This is a genomic window from Streptomyces sp. NPDC058665 (assembly GCF_042714995.1).
Classification (GTDB): Bacteria; Actinomycetota; Actinomycetes; order Streptomycetales; family Streptomycetaceae; genus Streptomyces.
The window spans coordinates 1-16658 of sequence record NZ_JBHXRX010000081.1; the positions used below are offsets into that span (position 1 = coordinate 1).

Annotated in this window: 14 protein-coding genes; all 14 read right to left on the reverse strand. The window is 70.1% G+C overall.

What is annotated here, in order from left to right; translation table 11 throughout:
• Positions 1-79 precede the first annotated feature (79 nt).
• On the reverse strand, positions 80-1267 hold the full coding sequence (locus tag ACFWV8_RS33935; RefSeq protein WP_329388887.1) for a DivIVA domain-containing protein: 1188 nt from the start codon (positions 1265-1267) through the stop codon (positions 80-82).
• 49 nt (positions 1268-1316) lie between these two features.
• A complete protein-coding gene (locus ACFWV8_RS33940) occupies positions 1317-1613 on the reverse strand; it encodes a YggT family protein (RefSeq protein WP_189107884.1) in 297 nt (98 codons plus the stop codon).
• 67 nt (positions 1614-1680) lie between these two features.
• Positions 1681-2298, reverse strand: coding sequence for a cell division protein SepF (locus tag ACFWV8_RS33945; RefSeq protein ID WP_078077795.1), 618 nt, complete (start codon positions 2296-2298; stop codon positions 1681-1683).
• 124 nt (positions 2299-2422) lie between these two features.
• The gene (locus ACFWV8_RS33950; protein WP_384213393.1) at positions 2423-3142 is read right to left on the reverse strand and encodes a YggS family pyridoxal phosphate-dependent enzyme; all 720 of its coding nucleotides are present in this window, start codon (positions 3140-3142) and stop codon (positions 2423-2425) included.
• Entirely contained in the window at positions 3139-3891 is a 753-nt protein-coding gene (pgeF, locus tag ACFWV8_RS33955; RefSeq protein ID WP_384213396.1) for a peptidoglycan editing factor PgeF, read from the reverse strand. Before pgeF ends, ACFWV8_RS33950 begins: the two co-directional genes overlap by 4 nt.
• Complete coding sequence (ftsZ, locus tag ACFWV8_RS33960) at positions 3888-5099, reverse strand: cell division protein FtsZ (protein WP_384213398.1); 1212 nt, start codon at positions 5097-5099, stop codon at positions 3888-3890. The genes pgeF and ftsZ overlap by 4 nt, the downstream gene beginning before the upstream one ends.
• 275 nt (positions 5100-5374) lie before the next feature.
• The gene (locus tag ACFWV8_RS33965) at positions 5375-6172 is read right to left on the reverse strand and encodes a cell division protein FtsQ/DivIB (RefSeq protein WP_384213401.1); all 798 of its coding nucleotides are present in this window, start codon (positions 6170-6172) and stop codon (positions 5375-5377) included.
• A 13-nt stretch (positions 6173-6185) separates the two neighbouring features.
• Entirely contained in the window at positions 6186-7280 is a 1095-nt protein-coding gene (gene murG / locus ACFWV8_RS33970; RefSeq protein ID WP_329388874.1) for an undecaprenyldiphospho-muramoylpentapeptide beta-N-acetylglucosaminyltransferase, read from the reverse strand.
• A gap of 6 nt (positions 7281-7286) precedes the next feature.
• Positions 7287-8774, reverse strand: coding sequence for a putative lipid II flippase FtsW (gene ftsW, locus ACFWV8_RS33975; RefSeq protein WP_384213405.1), 1488 nt, complete (start codon positions 8772-8774; stop codon positions 7287-7289).
• Positions 8775-8864: 90 nt separating this feature from the next.
• Positions 8865-10235: a UDP-N-acetylmuramoyl-L-alanine--D-glutamate ligase gene (gene murD, locus ACFWV8_RS33980; RefSeq protein ID WP_384213453.1), complete on the reverse strand. Its 1371-nt coding sequence runs from the start codon at positions 10233-10235 to the stop codon at positions 8865-8867.
• 89 nt (positions 10236-10324) lie between these two features.
• Positions 10325-11395, reverse strand: coding sequence for a phospho-N-acetylmuramoyl-pentapeptide-transferase (mraY, locus tag ACFWV8_RS33985; RefSeq protein ID WP_329388870.1), 1071 nt, complete (start codon positions 11393-11395; stop codon positions 10325-10327).
• Positions 11392-12822 carry a UDP-N-acetylmuramoyl-tripeptide--D-alanyl-D-alanine ligase gene (gene murF, locus ACFWV8_RS33990; RefSeq protein ID WP_384213408.1) on the reverse strand — a complete coding sequence of 477 codons (1431 nt, stop codon included), beginning with the start codon at positions 12820-12822 and terminating at the stop codon, positions 11392-11394. Before murF ends, mraY begins: the two co-directional genes overlap by 4 nt.
• A 75-nt stretch (positions 12823-12897) precedes the next feature.
• Positions 12898-14613, reverse strand: a complete 1716-nt coding sequence (locus tag ACFWV8_RS33995) for a UDP-N-acetylmuramoyl-L-alanyl-D-glutamate--2,6-diaminopimelate ligase (protein ID WP_384213411.1) — start codon at positions 14611-14613, stop codon at positions 12898-12900.
• A gap of 16 nt (positions 14614-14629) precedes the next feature.
• The gene (locus ACFWV8_RS34000; protein ID WP_384213458.1) at positions 14630-16657 is read right to left on the reverse strand and encodes a peptidoglycan D,D-transpeptidase FtsI family protein; all 2028 of its coding nucleotides are present in this window, start codon (positions 16655-16657) and stop codon (positions 14630-14632) included.
• Position 16658 lies beyond the last annotated feature (1 nt).

Genomic DNA, 16658 nt, shown 5'->3' on the forward strand with positions numbered 1-16658 from the left:
GCCGGGCCCGGGGTTCATACCCCGGGCCCGGCCCTTCAGCCTGCCGACGGCTGCGCGCGGCTCCCGCGCCCAACCCCCGTCAGTTGTCGTCCTCGTCGATCAGGAATCCCCGCATCGGCGACGGCGCCTGCTGCATCGGCTGCATGGGCTGCGGCGCCTGCGGCCGTACCGGTGCCATCGGCTGCGTCATCGCCGGGGACATCTGCTGCTGGTTCCCGTACGACGGGCCGCCCGACGAGGGACCGTGCCCACCGCCCATGGACGGGTTGCCACCCATCGTGTGACCCATCGCGCCCGCACCGGCCGGTGCCATGGACGGCGACGGCGGCAGCGAGGCCGCCGCAGGCGTACGCGGCGGGGCCAGCGAATCGTCGGCCTGGGTCTCCAACTGCCGCAGCTGGCTCTCCAGGTAGGACTTCAGCCGTGTCCGGTACTCGCGCTCGAAGCCGCGCAGGTCCTCGACCTTGCGCTCCAGCGTCGCGCGCGCGGACTCCAGGGAGCCCATCGCCACGCGGTGCTTCTCCTGCGCGTCCCGCTCAAGGGCGTCCGCCTTCGCACGGGCGTCCCGCTCCAGACCCTCGGCGCGGCTGCGCGCCTCGCCGACGATCTTGTTGGCCTCGGAACGGGCCTCCGCGATCGCCTGGTCGGCCGTCTGCTGGGCGAGCGAGAGCACACGCGCGGCGCTGTCGCCGCCGGGACCGCCCTGACCGGGACCCGGGCCATGACCCATGGGTCCGCCCATCGGTCCACCCATGGGACCGCCCTGCATCTGCCCTTGCATCTGGCCCTGCATCGGACCGCCCTGCATCTGCCCCTGCATGGGGCCGCCCTGCATGGGTCCGGGACCGTGCTGACCCTGCGGGCCGGGGCCGTGACCGGGGTGTCCACCCGGGCCGGGGCCGTGTCCACCGGGGCCGGCGGGAAGCTGCGGCGGCCCACCGGGCAGTTGGGGCTGGCCCATCTGCGGGGGCTGCTGCTGCTGCACCGGCGGTCCAGATATGGCGGCGGGGACAGGCGCACCGGGCCGCTCCTGCTGCTCCGGCGGCTTGCGCATCCCCTGCTGCTGTTGCTGCTGCTGCTGGTTCTGCGCGGCGGCACGCGTCGCGGCGGCGAGCTTGGCGCGCAGATCCTCGTTCTCACGAAGCAGGCGCGTCAGTTCGGCCTCGACCTCGTCTAGGAAGGCATCGACCTCGTCCTCGTCGTAGCCTTCTCGGAGGCGGACGGTCGTGAACTGCTTGTTCCGCACGTCCTCGGGGGTCAACGGCATCTCTTCTTCACCTCTACGTAGTCGTCGGCAGTCGGCAAGACCGTATCGTTCACATGCCCCTCGCAAGGCCACTGACGACCGAGATCAGGATGTACACGATGATCATCAGAACGAAGAAGGACAGGTCGAGTGCCACGCCCCCGAGACGCAACGGCGGGATGAACCGCCGCAGAAGCTTGAGCGGTGGATCGGTGACAGTGTAGGTGGCCTCCAGAACGACCACCATCGCCTTGCCGGGCTGCCATGAGCGGGCGAATTGGAAGACGTAATCCATGACCAGCCGGAAGATCAGCACGATGAGGAAGCACACCAGCGCGATGTAGACCACCTGTAGCGCAACGCTCATCCCGCGCTTCCCTCTCCCCTGGCTCTCTGGTCCGGCCTCGTGGCCGGGTCGTTCCCGGTGTCGAATCTCAGCTCTGGTTGAAGAACCCGCCCTCTGCGATACGGGCCTTGTCCTCCGCCGTGACATCGACGTTAGCAGGCGACAACAGGAACACCTTCTGCGTCACTCGCTCAATGCTGCCATGGAGACCGAAGACAAGTCCCGCGGCAAAGTCGACAAGTCGCTTCGCATCGGTGTCGTCCATCTCGGTCAGATTCATGATCACCGGAGTCCCCTCGCGGAAGTGTTCCCCGATGGTACGGGCCTCGTTGTAGGTCCGCGGGTGCAGTGTGGTGATGCGGTAGGGCTCTCGTTCGGAGACGACCTTGGGCATGATCACTGGTGCGTTCTTCTCCAGGCTGGGGCGTTCAGGTGTGATGGATGCCACGGGGGCGATTCGGGCAGGACGTCCGCTTTCCGCCGCTACCGGCACCGGCTGACGCTCCCGTTCACGCTGCGGAGGTGGCTGCACCACTCGTACCGGTTCGTCCCGTTCGACCTGGCGCACCGGCTGGTGGCGCCGGTGTTCACGCTCGGGTTCGGGCTCGGGTTCGAAGTCGTCATCGGGGTCGAAACCCCGGCCGTCGTACCCATCGTCCTCCACGAGGCCGAGGTAGACCGCCATCTTGCGCATCGCGCCGGCCATGCTCTGAGTCCTCCGCTCTGTGGTGGATCGGCCTCGTCACCAAGTGCCCTCGATCCACGCGGCCCATCCACCTTTCGGCGGAAATGACCATATTTTCTGCTGTGGTCCGACTTGCTTCGCGACGTTACCCGAGCCGGGGGCGGACTCCGAGTACCGCCGTACCGACGCGCACATGTGTCGCTCCGGCCGAAACGGCTGCTTCGAGGTCCGCACTCATCCCTGCTGACACCATGTTCGCAGCAGGATGGTCCGCGCGCAGCAGGGATGACAATTCCAGCAGCCGCTCGAACGCGGCCTGTTGGTGATCGGCATACTGTCCGGCGAGTGGTGCCACGGTCATGAGACCGTCCAGCCGCAGCCCCGGAGCCTCGGCGACGGCCGCCGCCAACTCCCCGATTCCGTCCGGCGCGACGCCGCCCCGCTCGCCTCGCGCACCCGAATCCGCGTCGAGCGCCACCTGGATGAGCGCGCCGATCTCACGGTCCGTCCGCACCGCGGCGGCGGACAGCGCCGAGACGAGCCTGAGCCGGTCGACCGACTGCACGATGTCGGCGTAACCGACCACGGAACGGACTTTGTTGGTCTGCAACTGACCCACGAAGTGCCATGTCAGCGACAGATCCGCGCACGCGGCGGCCTTGGGCGCCGCGTCCTGGTCCCGGTTCTCGGCGACATGCCGCACTCCCAGTTCATGAAGGAGCCGGACATCGCTCGCGGGGTAGGTCTTGGTGACGACGATCAGGGTTACTTCGTCCCGGTTCCGCCCGGCCGCGGCGCAGGCGGAGGAGATACGGTTCTCCACCTTGTGAAGATTTTCGGCGAGTTCGGTCGCGCGATCGGTCATGACGCCCCCAGCCAGACATATCCGGCGAGCCGTCCGGTGGTGCGGTCGCGGCGGTACGAGAAATGGTCTGCCGATTCGAGGGTGCAGATCCCCGAGCGGTGCCGGTCCCCGATCCCGAGTGCGGCGAGTTGGGCGTGCACCCCGGCCACGACGTCGACGGCGGGGGTGCCCCAGCTGGTCTCGGCCCAGGACTCCGGTACGGCTTCGGCGACTTCGGCCCGCATGGCTTCGGGGACCTCGTAACAGCGTCCGCAGACGGCGGGTCCGGTCCGGGCGGTGATACGGGAGGGCTCGGCGCCCCGCGCGATCATCGCGTCGACGGCGGCGGGGACGACTCCCGCGACCATTCCCGGGCGGCCGGCGTGCGCGGCGGCCGCGACTCCCGCCACCGGGTCGGCCAGCAGGACCGGGACACAGTCCGCGGTCAGTACGGCGAGTGCGAGCCCCCGGCTCGTGGTGACCACGGCGTCGACCGCCGGGATCGCGCCCGCTCCGGCCGGCTCCCAGGGTCCTTCGACGACGGCGACATCGCGGCCGTGCACCTGGTTCATCCACACGACCCTTGCCGCGTCGAGCCCGAGGGACTCGGCGGCGGCGGTCCGGTTGGCGCGTACGGCGGCGGGGTCGTCGCCGACCGCGCCGCCGAGGTTGAGCTGCTCGTACGGAGCGGCGCTCACCCCGCCCCACCTGTCGGTGAAAGCGAAATGGGCGCCGCCGGCGGAGCTCAACGCGTTGTGCTGGCCTATCACTTCAAGAAGTCCGGAACATCCAGCTCTTCGGCCTGGGTGTCCTGGTACGGACGGGCCGGCGGGACGTGCGGCGGCGAGACGGGCGGCAGGGACTTCTCGTTGGCCACCGGGGCCGGCTCGGGAGCGGGCGCCTCCTCGCGCGGGACCGTGCCGAGCCCGCCGGTGGGGCGGCCCGACTCGGGCTCCTGGACGGCGGAGCGGTAGGACGGCTGCTCCTCCCGCTTGGCCGAGGTGAGGCCGGCCTCGCGGCGGGTCGGCGGCTGTCCGCCGTCGAAGCCTGCCGCGATCACGGTGACCCGTACCTCGTCGCCGAGGGCGTCGTCGATGACGGCGCCGAAGATGATGTTGGCCTCGGGGTGCGCGGCCTCACTGACCAGTTGCGCGGCCTCGTTGATCTCGAAGAGACCGAGGTCGGAACCGCCGGAGATGGAGAGCAGCACACCGCGCGCGCCGTCGATGGACGCTTCGAGGAGCGGCGAGGAGATCGCCATCTCCGCGGCGGCCACCGCGCGGTCGTCGCCGCGTGCGGAGCCGATGCCCATGAGGGCCGATCCGGCCTCGGACATCACGGACTTGACGTCGGCGAAGTCGAGGTTGATCAGACCCGGCGTGGTGATGAGGTCGGTGATGCCCTGGACACCCGAGAGGAGCACCTGGTCCGCGGACTTGAACGCGTCCAGAACACTCACCTGACGGTCCGAGATGGACAGCAGGCGGTCGTTGGGGATGACGATGAGGGTGTCGACCTCTTCACGGAGTTCGGCGATGCCGTCCTCCGCCTGGTTCGCGCGCCGCCGGCCCTCGAAGGTGAAGGGCCGGGTGACGACGCCGATCGTGAGGGCGCCGAGCGAGCGGGCGATGTTGGCGACGACGGGAGCGCCGCCGGTACCGGTTCCACCGCCTTCGCCGGCGGTGACGAAGACCATGTCGGCCCCCTTGAGGACCTCCTCGATCTCCTCGCGGTGGTCCTCGGCCGCCTTGCGGCCGACTGCCGGGTTCGCCCCGGCGCCGAGGCCGCGGGTGAGTTCACGGCCGACGTCGAGCTTGACGTCGGCGTCGCTCATCAACAGGGCTTGCGCGTCGGTGTTGATCGCGATGAACTCGACGCCCTTGAGGCCGACCTCGATCATTCGGTTGATGGCATTGACACCACCGCCGCCGACACCGATGACCTTGATGACTGCGAGGTAGTTCTGCGGTGCTGCCACGTCGAAGGCCTCTCGCCTCGAGTTACGTGTCGCCGCTTCGCTGTTGTCGCGAGGCGGGGACTGATGCCGATGGGACGGTCCGGACGCCGACCCGAACCCTAACCTTGAAGTTTAGGGTTACCAGAGTGTCTGCTTCTTGGACTCTTCCGAACAGGACACTAAGTCGACACGTGGCGCACGTTCAACGAACACGCCGAACCTCCCGTTTTTCTTTTCACCCTATGTGATCACGCACAGGGCTGACCAACCAGGGTGCTGGTCAGCACATATGCGCGTCAACTCCCTGATACGGAAGGGGCGGTGGGCGCACTCACATCGAAGTGCGCCGCGTCGGGAACTGCTTTCATGAGAGCGGTGAGAGCCCGCGCCTTCGCGCCGCCGTCCTCGCCGCTCCCCCACATCACGGTGCGCCCGCCGGTCAACTCCAGTGAGATCGAGTCGTACGAACGGACCTTCACCACACTGGTGGCGTCGGCGACTTTGCCCGGGAGTTCGTCCCAGACACGTACCGCTTCGGACATCAGACGGCTGGCTGTGAAGCGTCGCACACTCGGGGACTGATCCACCGTCAATTCCAGCAGGGGTACGCCCTTCGGGGCCTTGTCGACGGTGGCGAAACGAACGCCCTTCGCGTCCACTTCGATGAACTTTGCTCCCTTTTCGATAACCAGCGCGGGCTTTCGCTCCGTCACTTTCAGACCGATGCCGTTCGGCCATGACCGTTCGACATCCACCGAGTCGATATGCGGCAGCTTCTGCCGAAGTCGACGCTCAATCGCTTCGGTGTCGGCGGAAATCAGGGGGGTGTCGAACGGAACTGCCGCGGCGGCTTCCACCTCGGCGGGCTTCAGCACCTCGACCCCCGAAGTCTTCACCTGCTCGACCCTCAGCCAGGCAGAGCCGTAAAGCAGCCAGATTCCCCCGCCACCGAGCACGATCAACGAAGTAAGAAGAAGCAGAAAACGGCGGCCGGGAAGCCGGAATCGACGGCGCTGGGGCCGCCCCGAACGGGGGCGGCCGGATTCCGACTCGGTGCGTTCCGCATCACGCTCGACGGTTGTCGGTCCGGCCACTGCCCCTGCCTCCCTATGCCTGACGGCGCGCTGCGACCGCCTCGTACACCATGCCGACGAGCAGCTCGTCCGCGTCCCTGCGGCCGAACTCGGCTGCCGCGCGGGACATCTCGTACAGCCGGTGCGGATCGGAGAGCACCGGCAGCACATTGCCCTGGACCCATTCGGGCGTCAGTTCGGCGTCGTCGACCAGCAGTCCGCCGCCGGCCTTCACCACCGGCTGGGCGTTGAGCCGCTGTTCACCGTTGCCGACGGGCAGCGGTACGTAGGCGGCCGGGAGCCCGACGGCGGAGAGTTCGGCGACGGTCATCGCGCCGGCCCGGCAGAGCATCATGTCCGCAGCGGCGTAGGCGAGATCCATCCGGTCCACATACGGTACCGGGATATACGGCGGCATTCCCGGCATGTTGTCGACGCGCGGCATTTCGTTCTTCGGTCCGACCGCGTGCAGGATCTGGATTCCGGAGCGCTGGAGGAGCGGCGCGGCCCGCTGGACCACCTCGTTGAGCCTGCGGGCGCCCTGCGAGCCTCCGGAGACCAGCAGCGTGGGCAGGTTGGGATCGAGCCCGAAGGCGGCGCGCGCCTCGGGACGCACCCGCGCCCGGTCGAGGGTGGCGATCGTACGGCGCAGCGGGATGCCGATGTAGCGGGCGCCGCGCAGCTTGCTGTCCGGGGTGGAGACGGCGACGGCCGCCGCGTACCGCGAACCGATCTTGTTGGCCAGGCCGGGGCGGGCGTTGGCCTCGTGCACGACGATCGGCACGCCGAGGCGCTTGGCGGCGAGATAGCCGGGCAGTGCGACGTAACCACCGAAGCCGACGACGCAGTCCGCCTTCGTGCGCTCCAGGATCTGCTCGGCGGCCTTGATGGTGCCGCGGAGCCGGCCGGGGACGGTGATCAGTTCAGGGGTGGGCTTGCGCGGCAGCGGGACGGCGGGGATGAGGGCCAGTTCGTACCCCCGCTCGGGTACCAGCCTGGTTTCGAGTCCGCGCTCCGTACCGAGGGCCGTGATCCCCACGGTGGGGTCCTGCCTCCGCAGGGCGTCCGCGAGGGCGAGCGCGGGCTCGATGTGGCCGGCGGTCCCCCCACCGGCGAGTACGACATGCACCGAAATTCACCGCTCTCCGGACGGACGCTTCTTGACGCGCCGTCTCATCGTCTTCCATCTCACGCCGGGCCTTCGCATGGCCAGGGCCGCTTTCGCGGCGGGATCCTCTCGCGCGAACGCGATCAGCAGCCCGACAGCGAACATGGTCGGCAGCAGGGCTGAACCTCCGTAGGAGAACAGCGGGAGCGGGACTCCGGCGATCGGCAGCAGACCGAGCACCGCGCCGACGTTGACCACGGCCTGCGCCGTGATCCACGTGGTCACGCCTCCCGCCGCGTACCTCACGAAGGGGTCCTCCGTGCGTCCGGCCACGCGGATACCCGCATAGCCTAGAGCCGCGAAGAGGGCGAGTACCGACAGCGTCCCCGCCAGCCCCAGTTCCTCCCCGGTGATGGCGAAGATGAAGTCCGTGTGAGGTTCCGGGAGTTGGCCCCATTTTTCCACACTCGCGCCGAGCCCGGAACCGAACCATCCGCCGGAGGCCAGCGCGTAGATGCCGTGCACGGCCTGCCAGCACTGGTCGCCGGGGCCGGGGTCCGTGGCGCCGATGCAGGCGAGCCTGGACATCCGGTTGGGGCTGGTCTTGATGAGAATGAGACCGAGGGCACAGGCGATGGCGAGCACGCCGCCGAAGAGCCGGGTGGGCGCCCCCGCGAGCCACAGCAGTCCGAAGAGGATCGCGGTGAGGATGATCGCGGTGCCCATGTCGCCGCCGAGCATGATCAGGCCGAGCAGCATGAAGGCGACGGGGACGAGCGGCACCAGGAGATGCTTCCACTGGGTCAGCAGCCGCTTGTCTTGTTTGCGGGCGAGCAGATCGGCGCCCCACAGGATCAGCGCCAGCTTGCCGAACTCACTGGGCTGGAGCTGGAAGGGGCCGCCGATGTAGATCCAGTTCTGGTTGCCGTTGACCGAGTGCCCTATCCCCGGGACCTGCACGAGGACCATCAGGAAGACGGCGCCGACGAGCAGCGGGTAGGAGAGGGCGCGGTGCAGTTTGCCGGGCATCCGGGAGGCGAGCAGCATCAGTCCGGCGCCGATGACGGCCGCGAGGAACTGTTTGCGGAAGAAATACGAGCCGGGCAGCGAGAGCTCCAGCGCCTTGATCATCGAGGCGCTGTAGACCATCACCAGACCGAGCACGGTGAGCAGCATGCTGGCGCCGAGGATCAGGTAGTACGCGGTGAGCGGCCGGTCCCAGGCGCGGCGGGCCTGCTCGTACATCCGCCGCACCCTGTTGCCGCGCGGCGGGCGGGGCCCCCTGGCGCTGGGTCCGGCGGACCCGCCGCGGACGGCGGGAGGCCGCCGTACGGCCGCTCCGGGGGCCCGGCCGCGCAGGGCGAGGCCGGGCGGTGCGGGCGGGCGCGGGGCCCCTGTGACGGCGCCGGCGGTCACTCCCGGCAGGGCGAAGGGCGGTACGGCGGCGGGGAACCACCCGCGTACCGAAGGACGTACGGGGCGCGGGCGGCCACCCGTGGTGTCGTCGGCCGGCATCTTCGCTGTCCCCTCCAGTCGTGCGCGGCACGACCGGACCGGCCGGTGGGGCCCTCGCGGCTCGCGCTCGCGGGGCTGTCGGCCGGTCGGTCAGGCGTGCTCGGCGGCGAGTGCGCGGACCGCGTCCGCGAACGCCTCGCCCCGCTTGTTGTAGTTGACGAACATGTCCATCGAGGCACAGGCCGGGGCCATCAGGACGGTGTCCCCGGTCTGCGCGAGGCGCGCCGCCGCACGGACCGCGGCCGACATAGCCCCAGTGTCCGTCTGTTCGAGGTCCACGACCGGGACTTCGGGGGCGTGTCGCGCGAGGGCTTCGGCGATCAGCGCGCGGTCGCGGCCGATGAGGACCACGCCGCGCAGCCGCTTCGCCGACGTCTCGACCAGCTCGTCGAAGGACGCGCCCTTGGCGAGCCCGCCGGCGATCCAGACGATCGGGTCGTAGGCCGCCAGTGAGGCTTCGGCGGCATGGGTGTTGGTGGCCTTGGAGTCGTCCACGTAGCTGACACCCGCGACGTCCGCGACGTGCTCGATACGGTGCGGGTCCGGGCGGAAGGCGCGCAGTCCGTCGCGTACGGCGGCGGGTGCGACGCCGTAGGCGCGGGCGAGGGCCGCTGCCGCGAGGGCGTTGGCGATGTTGTGCGGGGCGGGCGGGTCGACGTCCCCGATCTCGGCGAGTTCCTGGGCCTGGGCGGTGCGGTTCTCAACGAAGGCGCGGTCGACCAGGAGGCCTTCCACGACGCCGAGTTGGGAGGGGCCCGGGGTGCCGAGGGTGAAGCCGATCGCACGGCAGCCCTCCTCGACGTCGGCCTCGCGCACCAGGTCCTCGGTCACCTTGTCGGCGGCGTTGTAGACGCAGGCGACGGTGTTGCCCTCGTAGACACGGCCCTTGTCGGCGGTGTACGCCTCCATGGAGCCGTGCCAGTCGAGATGGTCGGGCGCGATGTTGAGGACGGCCGCGGAGTGGGCGCGCAGGCTCGGCGCCCAGTGCAGCTGGTAGCTGGAGAGTTCGACGGCGAGGACGTCGTACTTCTCCTCGCCGTTCTCGTCGGGCAGGACGGCGTCGAGCAGCGAGACGCCGATGTTGCCGACGGCCTCCGTACGGAGGCCCGCAGCCTTGAGGATCGCGGCGAGCATGCGGACGGTAGTGGTCTTGCCGTTGGTGCCGGTGACGGCCAGCCAGGGGGCGGCGTCGGGGCCCCTGAGCTGCCAGGCCAGTTCGACGTCTCCCCAGACGGGTACGCCGGCTTCGGCGGCGGCCAGGAAGAGGGGCTTGTCGGGCTTCCAGCCGGGCGCGGTGACGACGAGTTCGGTTCCCTCGGGGAGGGTCGCGCCGTCGCCGAGCCGTACGGTGATGCCCACCTCGGTCAGTTCGGCGGCCTGGGTACGGGCACGCTCGTCGTCGCCGTCGTTGACGACCGTGACGACGGCGCCCAGGTCCTTCAGCGTGCGGGCCGCCGGCATCCCGGAGACCCCGAGACCGGCGACGGTGACCCGCTTGCCGTGCCACCGGGCCCGGAGCCCGGCCGGCGTTCCGGCCGGCTGACGGTCGCTCACTTGTCGGCCGCCCAGCCCGCGTAGAAGAGTCCGAGTCCGACGATCACGCACATGCCCTGGATGATCCAGAACCGGACCACGACAAGGACTTCGGACCACCCTTTTAGTTCGAAGTGGTGCTGGAGCGGGGCCATCCTGAAGACGCGCTTGCCGGTCAGCCGGAACGAACCGACCTGGATCACCACGGACATGGTGATGAGGGCGAAGAGACCGCCGAGCAGGGCGATCAGGAGTTCGGTACGGGAGCAGATGGCGAGGCCCGCGAGGGCGCCGCCCAGGGCGAGCGAGCCGGTGTCGCCCATGAAGATCTTGGCGGGTGAGGTGTTCCACCACAGGAAGCCGAAGCAGGAGCCCATGAGGGCCGAGGCGACGACGGCGAGGTCGAGCGGATCGCGTACCTCGAAACAGGCGTCGGGGTTGGTCAGGGTCAGCGCGTTGGCGCAGGACTCCTGGAACTGCCAGAGGCCGATGAAGGTGTAGGCGCCGAAGACCATCACCGAGGCGCCGGTGGCCAGTCCGTCCAGACCGTCCGTCAGGTTCACGCCGTTGGACATCGCGAGAATCATGAACAGCGCCCAGACCACGAAGAGCACCGGTCCGATGGACCAGCCGAAGTCCGTGACGAAGGACAGCTTGGTGGAGGCCGGAGTGTTGCCGCGGAGGTCGGCGAACTGGAGCGAGAGCACCGCGAACGCGATACCCACGATCAGCTGTCCGGCCATCTTCGCCTTGGCCCGCAGACCCAGCGAACGCTGCTTGACGATCTTGATGTAGTCGTCGAGGAAGCCGACGAGGCCCATTCCCGCCATCAGGAACAGGACCAGCACACCGGAGAACGTCGGGTCCTCGCCGGTGATCACCTTCGCCAGGGCGTAGGCGATCAGCGTGGCCAGGATGAAGGCGATGCCGCCCATGGTGGGCGTGCCCTTCTTGCTGCCGTGGCTGCGAGGGCCGTCGTCCCGGATGAACTGGCCGTAACCCTTGCGGGCCAACAGCTTGATCAGCAGCGGCGTACCGATCAGGGTCAGGAAGAGCCCGATGGCTCCCGCGAAGAGGATCTGCCTCATCGGCCGGAGACCTCACCCTCGACTGCGTTCTCGAGCAGTGCCTGGGCGACCCGCTCCAGTCCGGCCGACCTGGAAGCCTTCACCAGCACGACGTCTCCCGAACGCAGTTCACTGCGCAACAGATCGACCGCCGCCTGCGCGTCGGACACGTGCACCGACTCCTCACCCCACGAACCCTCGTTGTAGGCGCCCAGTCGCAGCCAGGACGCTTCCCTGCCCCCGACTGCGACGAGCTTGCTGACGTTGAGCCGGACGGCGAGCCGTCCGACCGCGTCGTGCTCGGCGAGCGCCTCGTCACCGAGTTCGGCCATCGGGCCGAGCACCGCCCACGTGCGTCCGCCGGTTTCCCTGGCGGCACCGCCCATGGCGACCAGCGCGCGGAGCGCTGCCCTCATGGAGTCGGGGTTCGCGTTGTAGGCGTCGTTGACGATCGTCACGCCGTCCGCGCGCTCGGTGACCTCCATACGCCAGCGGGAGAGGGTCTCCGCCTCGGAGAGCGCCAGGGCGATCTCGTCGACGGACATGCCCAACTCATGGGCGACGGCGGTCGCGGCGAGCGCGTTCGACACGTGATGCTCACCGTACAGCCGCAGCGTCAGCTCGCTGCACCCGGTGGGTGTTCGAAGGCGGAAGGAGGGTCTGCCCAGGGCGTCGACGTGGACGTTCTCTGCCCGTACGTCTGCTTCGTCGGACTCTCCGAAGAGCAGGACGCGCGCCTTGGTGCGGGTGGCCATGGCGCGTACGAGGGGGTCGTCGGCGTTCAGGACGGCCACGCCGCCCTCGTCGGCGGACGGGAGGGACTCGACCATCTCGCCCTTGGCCTCGGCGATCTGCTCGCGCCCGCCGAACTCGCCGATGTGGGCGGTGCCGACGTTCAGCACGAGGCCGATCCTCGGGGGGACGAGGCCGGTGAGGTAACGGATGTCACCGATGTAGCGCGCGCCCATCTCCAGGACGAGGAACCGGGTGTCGTCGGCGACGCGCAGGGCGGTGAGGGGGAGGCCGATCTCGTTGTTGAGATTGCCGTCGGGCCAGACGGTGGGGGCGGCCCGCCGCAGGAGCTGGGCGATGAGGTCCTTGGTGCTGGTCTTGCCCGAGGATCCGGTGAGCGCGACGGTCGTGGCGCCGGTGCGCCGCACGACGGCGCGGGAGAGGGCGCCGAGGGCCTGGACGACGTCCTCGACGACGATGGCGGGGACACCGACGGGGCGGACGGCCAGGACGGCGGCGGCGCCCGCCTCGACGGCCTTGCGGGCGTAGTCGTGGCCGTCGACGTTCTCACCGGCGAAGGCGGCGAAGAGACTGCCGTCCGCGACCTGGCGGGAGTCGATGACGACGGGTCCGGTGACGCGGACGTCCGGATCCGGTATGTCGTGCGGCTGTCCGCCGACGATGGTGGCGATCTCGGCGAGGGAGAGGGTGATCACTGGGACCGTCCGGCAATTGGAGGGCGGGTGAGGGACAGGGGCGGGGCGGGGGTCTCCGGGTGGCGGGCGGGGACGTCATGCCCGGTCGGCGCTCTCGCTCCTGCCGCGGCAGGAGCGCTCGATGGCCTCGCGCAGCACCTCGCGGTCGTCGAAGGCGCGTACCACCCCGGCGATGTCCTGGCCCTGTTCGTGGCCCTTGCCGGCGATCAGGACGGTGTCGCCCTCGCCCGCACGGGAGACGACGGACGCGATGGCCGCCGCCCGGTCGGCGTCGACCAGGACGTCGCCGCGCTCGTGGATGGGCACCTCGGCGGCGCCCGCGAGCATCGCGGCGAGGATCGCGAGCGGGTCCTCGGAGCGGGGGTTGTCCGAGGTCAGTACGGCGGTGTCGGCGAGCCTGGCGGCGGCGGCGCCCATCGAGGGGCGCTTGGACCGGTCGCGGTCGCCGCCGCAGCCCAGGACGACGTGCACCTTGCCCCGGGTGACCTTGCGCAGCGAGCGCAGGACCGATTCGACCGCGTCCGTCTTGTGGGCGTAGTCGACGACCGCGAGGTAGGGCTGGCCCACGTCGACGCGCTCCAGCCGGCCGGGAACGCCGGGGACGTGTGCGACGCCGTCCGCGGCCACCTGGGGGTCGATTCCGGCCACGGCGAGGGTGACGACGGCGGCCAGTGTGTTGGCCACGTTGAAGGGGCCCGGCAGGGGTGCCTCCGCGCGGATCCGCTCGCCCTTGGGGCTGACGACGGTGAACGTGCTGCCGCGTGAGCCGACCTCGACGTCCTCGGCACGCCAGTCGGCGTCGGGGTGGCCCTCGGCGGAGAAGGTGGTGATGGGTACGCCCGCCTCGTCGACCAGCCGGCGCCCGTACTCGTCGTCGTAGTTGACGACGCCGACCCGGCTGCGTTCGGGCGTGAACAGCCGTGCCTTCGCCTGGAAGTAGTCCTCCATGCCGGAGTGGAACTCCATGTGCTCCGGGCTGAGGTTGTTGAAGACGGCGATGTCGAAGACGCAGCCGTCGACCCGGCCGAGCACCAGCGCGTGGCTGGAAACCTCCATCGCGACGGAGTCGACACCGCGCTCGCGCATGACGGCGAGGAGCGCCTGGAGGTCGGTGGCCTCGGGGGTGGTGCGCTCGGACTTGATGCGGTCGTCGCCGATGCGCATCTCGACGGTGCCGATGAGCCCGGTGTGGTGTCCGGCGCCGCGCAGTCCGCCCTCGACCAGATACGCCGTGGTGGTCTTGCCGGACGTGCCGGTGATGCCGATCTGGAGCAGGCCGGCGCCCGGGTGGCCGTAGATCTCGGCGGCGAGTTCACCCATGCTGCCCCGTGGGTCGGGGGTCACCAGCACCGGCAGTCCGGTGGAGGCGGCGCGTTCGGCGCCCGCGGGGTCGGTCAGGATCGCGGCGGCGCCGAGGTCGGCCGCCTGGGCGGAGAAGTCGGCGCCGTGGAAGCGGGCGCCGGGCAGGGCGGCGTACACGTCCCCTTCGCGTACCGCGCGCGAGTCGTGGGTGATGCCTGTCGCCGCCCCGTCCGCCGGGGGCTCGGCCCCCAGCTTGGCGGCCAGGTCCACGAGTGAGATCGGCCGGACATGGTCCGGGCGGGGCGCTCCGGGGTGGTTCACGGGCGCGTCCTTTGTGGCGGTTCGGTGGTTATCTGCGTGGGGCACGGCGGTGAGCGTACCGGGCTCACCAGGCACCGGGCCAAGTGAGGGCCGCTGGGTGCCGGAGCCGTCCGGTGGGGTGACGGACGGGTCGTCTTGGTTCCCCGGGTCGGGGGTGATCGTTGTCACTGGGGTGTTCCCTGGGTCACTCGCCGGGCTTGAACTCGACCGGCAGCGGATCCGATGTCCGGCCGGTCGGTGGGATCTGGAGGCTCTTGAGAGCGAACTCCATGACCTCCTTGTAGATGGGGCCGCAGATCTGGCCGCCGAAGTAGCTGCCGCTGGTCGGGTTCTGGATGGCGCAGTAGACGGTGATCTGCGGGTCGTCGGCGGGCGCGAAGCCCGCGAAGGACGCGGTGTAGCCCTTGTAGCGCCCGGTCTCGGGATCGACGCGGTTGGCCGTTCCCGTCTTGCCCGCGACGCGGTAGCCGGGGATACGGGCCTTGGTGCCGGTGCCCGCCTCGTCGCCGACGACGGATTCCAGCATGGTGGCCAGCGTCTTGGCTGTCTTCTCGCTGACGACGCGGGTCTTCTTGGGGGCTTCGGCGGGAGTGAAGAGGCCATCGGGGCCCTGGGTGCCGCGGACGAGCGTGGGCTCGATCCGTACGCCTCCGTTGGCGATGGTCGAGTAGACCGAGGCCGCCTGCATGGCGTTGATCGACAGTCCCTGGCCGAACGGGATCGTGTACTGCTGCGAGGTCGACCAGTCCTTCGGGTCGGCCAGGATGCCCTGGGTCTCACCGGGATAGTCGAGGCCCGTGGGGCTGCCGATGCCGAATTTACGCAGGTAGGAGTGGAGGACCTGGTTGGCCTCGGGCTGGGTCCTGCCCAGCTGTCCGGTCGCCAGGATGGTGCCGATGTTGCTCGACTTGGCGAGGACGCCGTTGAGGGTCAGATACCACGTGGGGTGGTTGATGTCGTCCTTGAAGAGGCGGTCGCCGCGGTGCAGCCGGTTGGGCACGGTGACATGGGTGCCGGCGATGGCGGCCTTCTCCTCAAGGACGGCCGCCATGGACATGACCTTGCTGGTGGAGCCGGGTTCGAACGCGTCCTGGAGCGCGGCGTTGCCCATCCGGGCGCTGTCGGCCTGGGACAGGTCGTTGGGGTCGAAGCCGGGGGCGTTGGCCATGGCCAGCACCTCGCCGGTCCGGGTGTTCTGCACTATCACGTACCCGCGGTCGGCCTGCGACTCCTCGACCTGGTCGGTGATGGCCCGCTGGGCGGCCCACTGGATGTCCCGGTCGATGGTGAGCTCGATGTCGGTGCCGGGGACGGCCGGGGTCTCCTGGGAGTCCGCCGTGGGGACGCGACGGCCGCCGGAGTGCGCGTAGGTGATCTCGCCGTCCTGGCCGGACAGTTTCTTGTCGAGCATGGACTCCACGCCGCCGCCTCCGTGGCCGGCGGCGTTGACGTAGCCCAGTATCCCGGCAGCGAGGTCCCCGTTGGGGTACACACGCTTGCTGCTGGGCTCCTGGAAGACTCCGGCGAGGACGCTGGCCGGTGTCTCACCGCCCTTGCCGCCCTTGGCCGAGCGCGCCTTCTCGGCCTTCTCGGCGAGGACGGCCTTGAGGTCGCTGATCTGGTTCCAGACCTGGGGGGTCTGGCGGTGGGCGAGCACCGTGAAGCGGGACTTGGGGGCCGAGAGCTGCTTGGCGAGCGTCTCGGGCTCCTTGTCGAGGATCGGGGCGAGGAGGGCGGCGGCCTGCTCGGGGGCGTCGGGGACGTTGCTGTCCTCGGGGGTGAACATCTTGGGGTCGGCCGTGATGTCGTGCGCGTCGACGCTGGTGGCGAGGGCGACACCGGCGCGGTCGGTGATCTCACCGCGCTCGGCGGCCAGCGTGACGCTCGTGAAGCGGTTCTTCTCGGCCTTGGCGGTGTACGCGCTCGCGTCGACGGCCTGGACCTGGAGCAGCCGGCCGACGAAGACCAGCATGACGAGGGTCAGTCCGAGGCTGACCAGGCGCAGCCGGGGGCGGTGGCTGCCGAGCCGGATGCGGTGCGGGGCACGGGGGGCGGCGTCGGAGCGCGGACGGCCCGGGTCGGGGCGGCGCGGGCGTCCTGAGGGCCGGGGCGCGGGGCGCCGCGGGGAACGCGATTCGGGCCGGGGGCGGGCGCCGCTCCCGGAGCGCGCGGGGCCGGGGACCCGGCGGCGCGGTGGTTGCTCGGGGGGCACT

Coding starts and splice junctions, on each gene's coding strand:
- murD (WP_384213453.1), bottom strand. CDS start 10,235: ATGCCGGCGGCCCGCACGCTGAAGGACCTGGGCGCCGTCGTCACGGTC.
- ftsW (WP_384213405.1), bottom strand. CDS start 8,774: ATGCCGGCCGACGACACCACGGGTGGCCGCCCGCGCCCCGTACGTCCT.
- ACFWV8_RS33950 (WP_384213393.1), bottom strand. CDS start 3,142: ATGACCGATCGCGCGACCGAACTCGCCGAAAATCTTCACAAGGTGGAG.
- ACFWV8_RS33945 (WP_078077795.1), bottom strand. CDS start 2,298: ATGGCCGGCGCGATGCGCAAGATGGCGGTCTACCTCGGCCTCGTGGAG.
- ACFWV8_RS33940 (WP_189107884.1), bottom strand. CDS start 1,613: ATGAGCGTTGCGCTACAGGTGGTCTACATCGCGCTGGTGTGCTTCCTC.
- mraY (WP_329388870.1), bottom strand. CDS start 11,395: ATGAGGCAGATCCTCTTCGCGGGAGCCATCGGGCTCTTCCTGACCCTG.
- ACFWV8_RS33935 (WP_329388887.1), bottom strand. CDS start 1,267: ATGCCGTTGACCCCCGAGGACGTGCGGAACAAGCAGTTCACGACCGTC.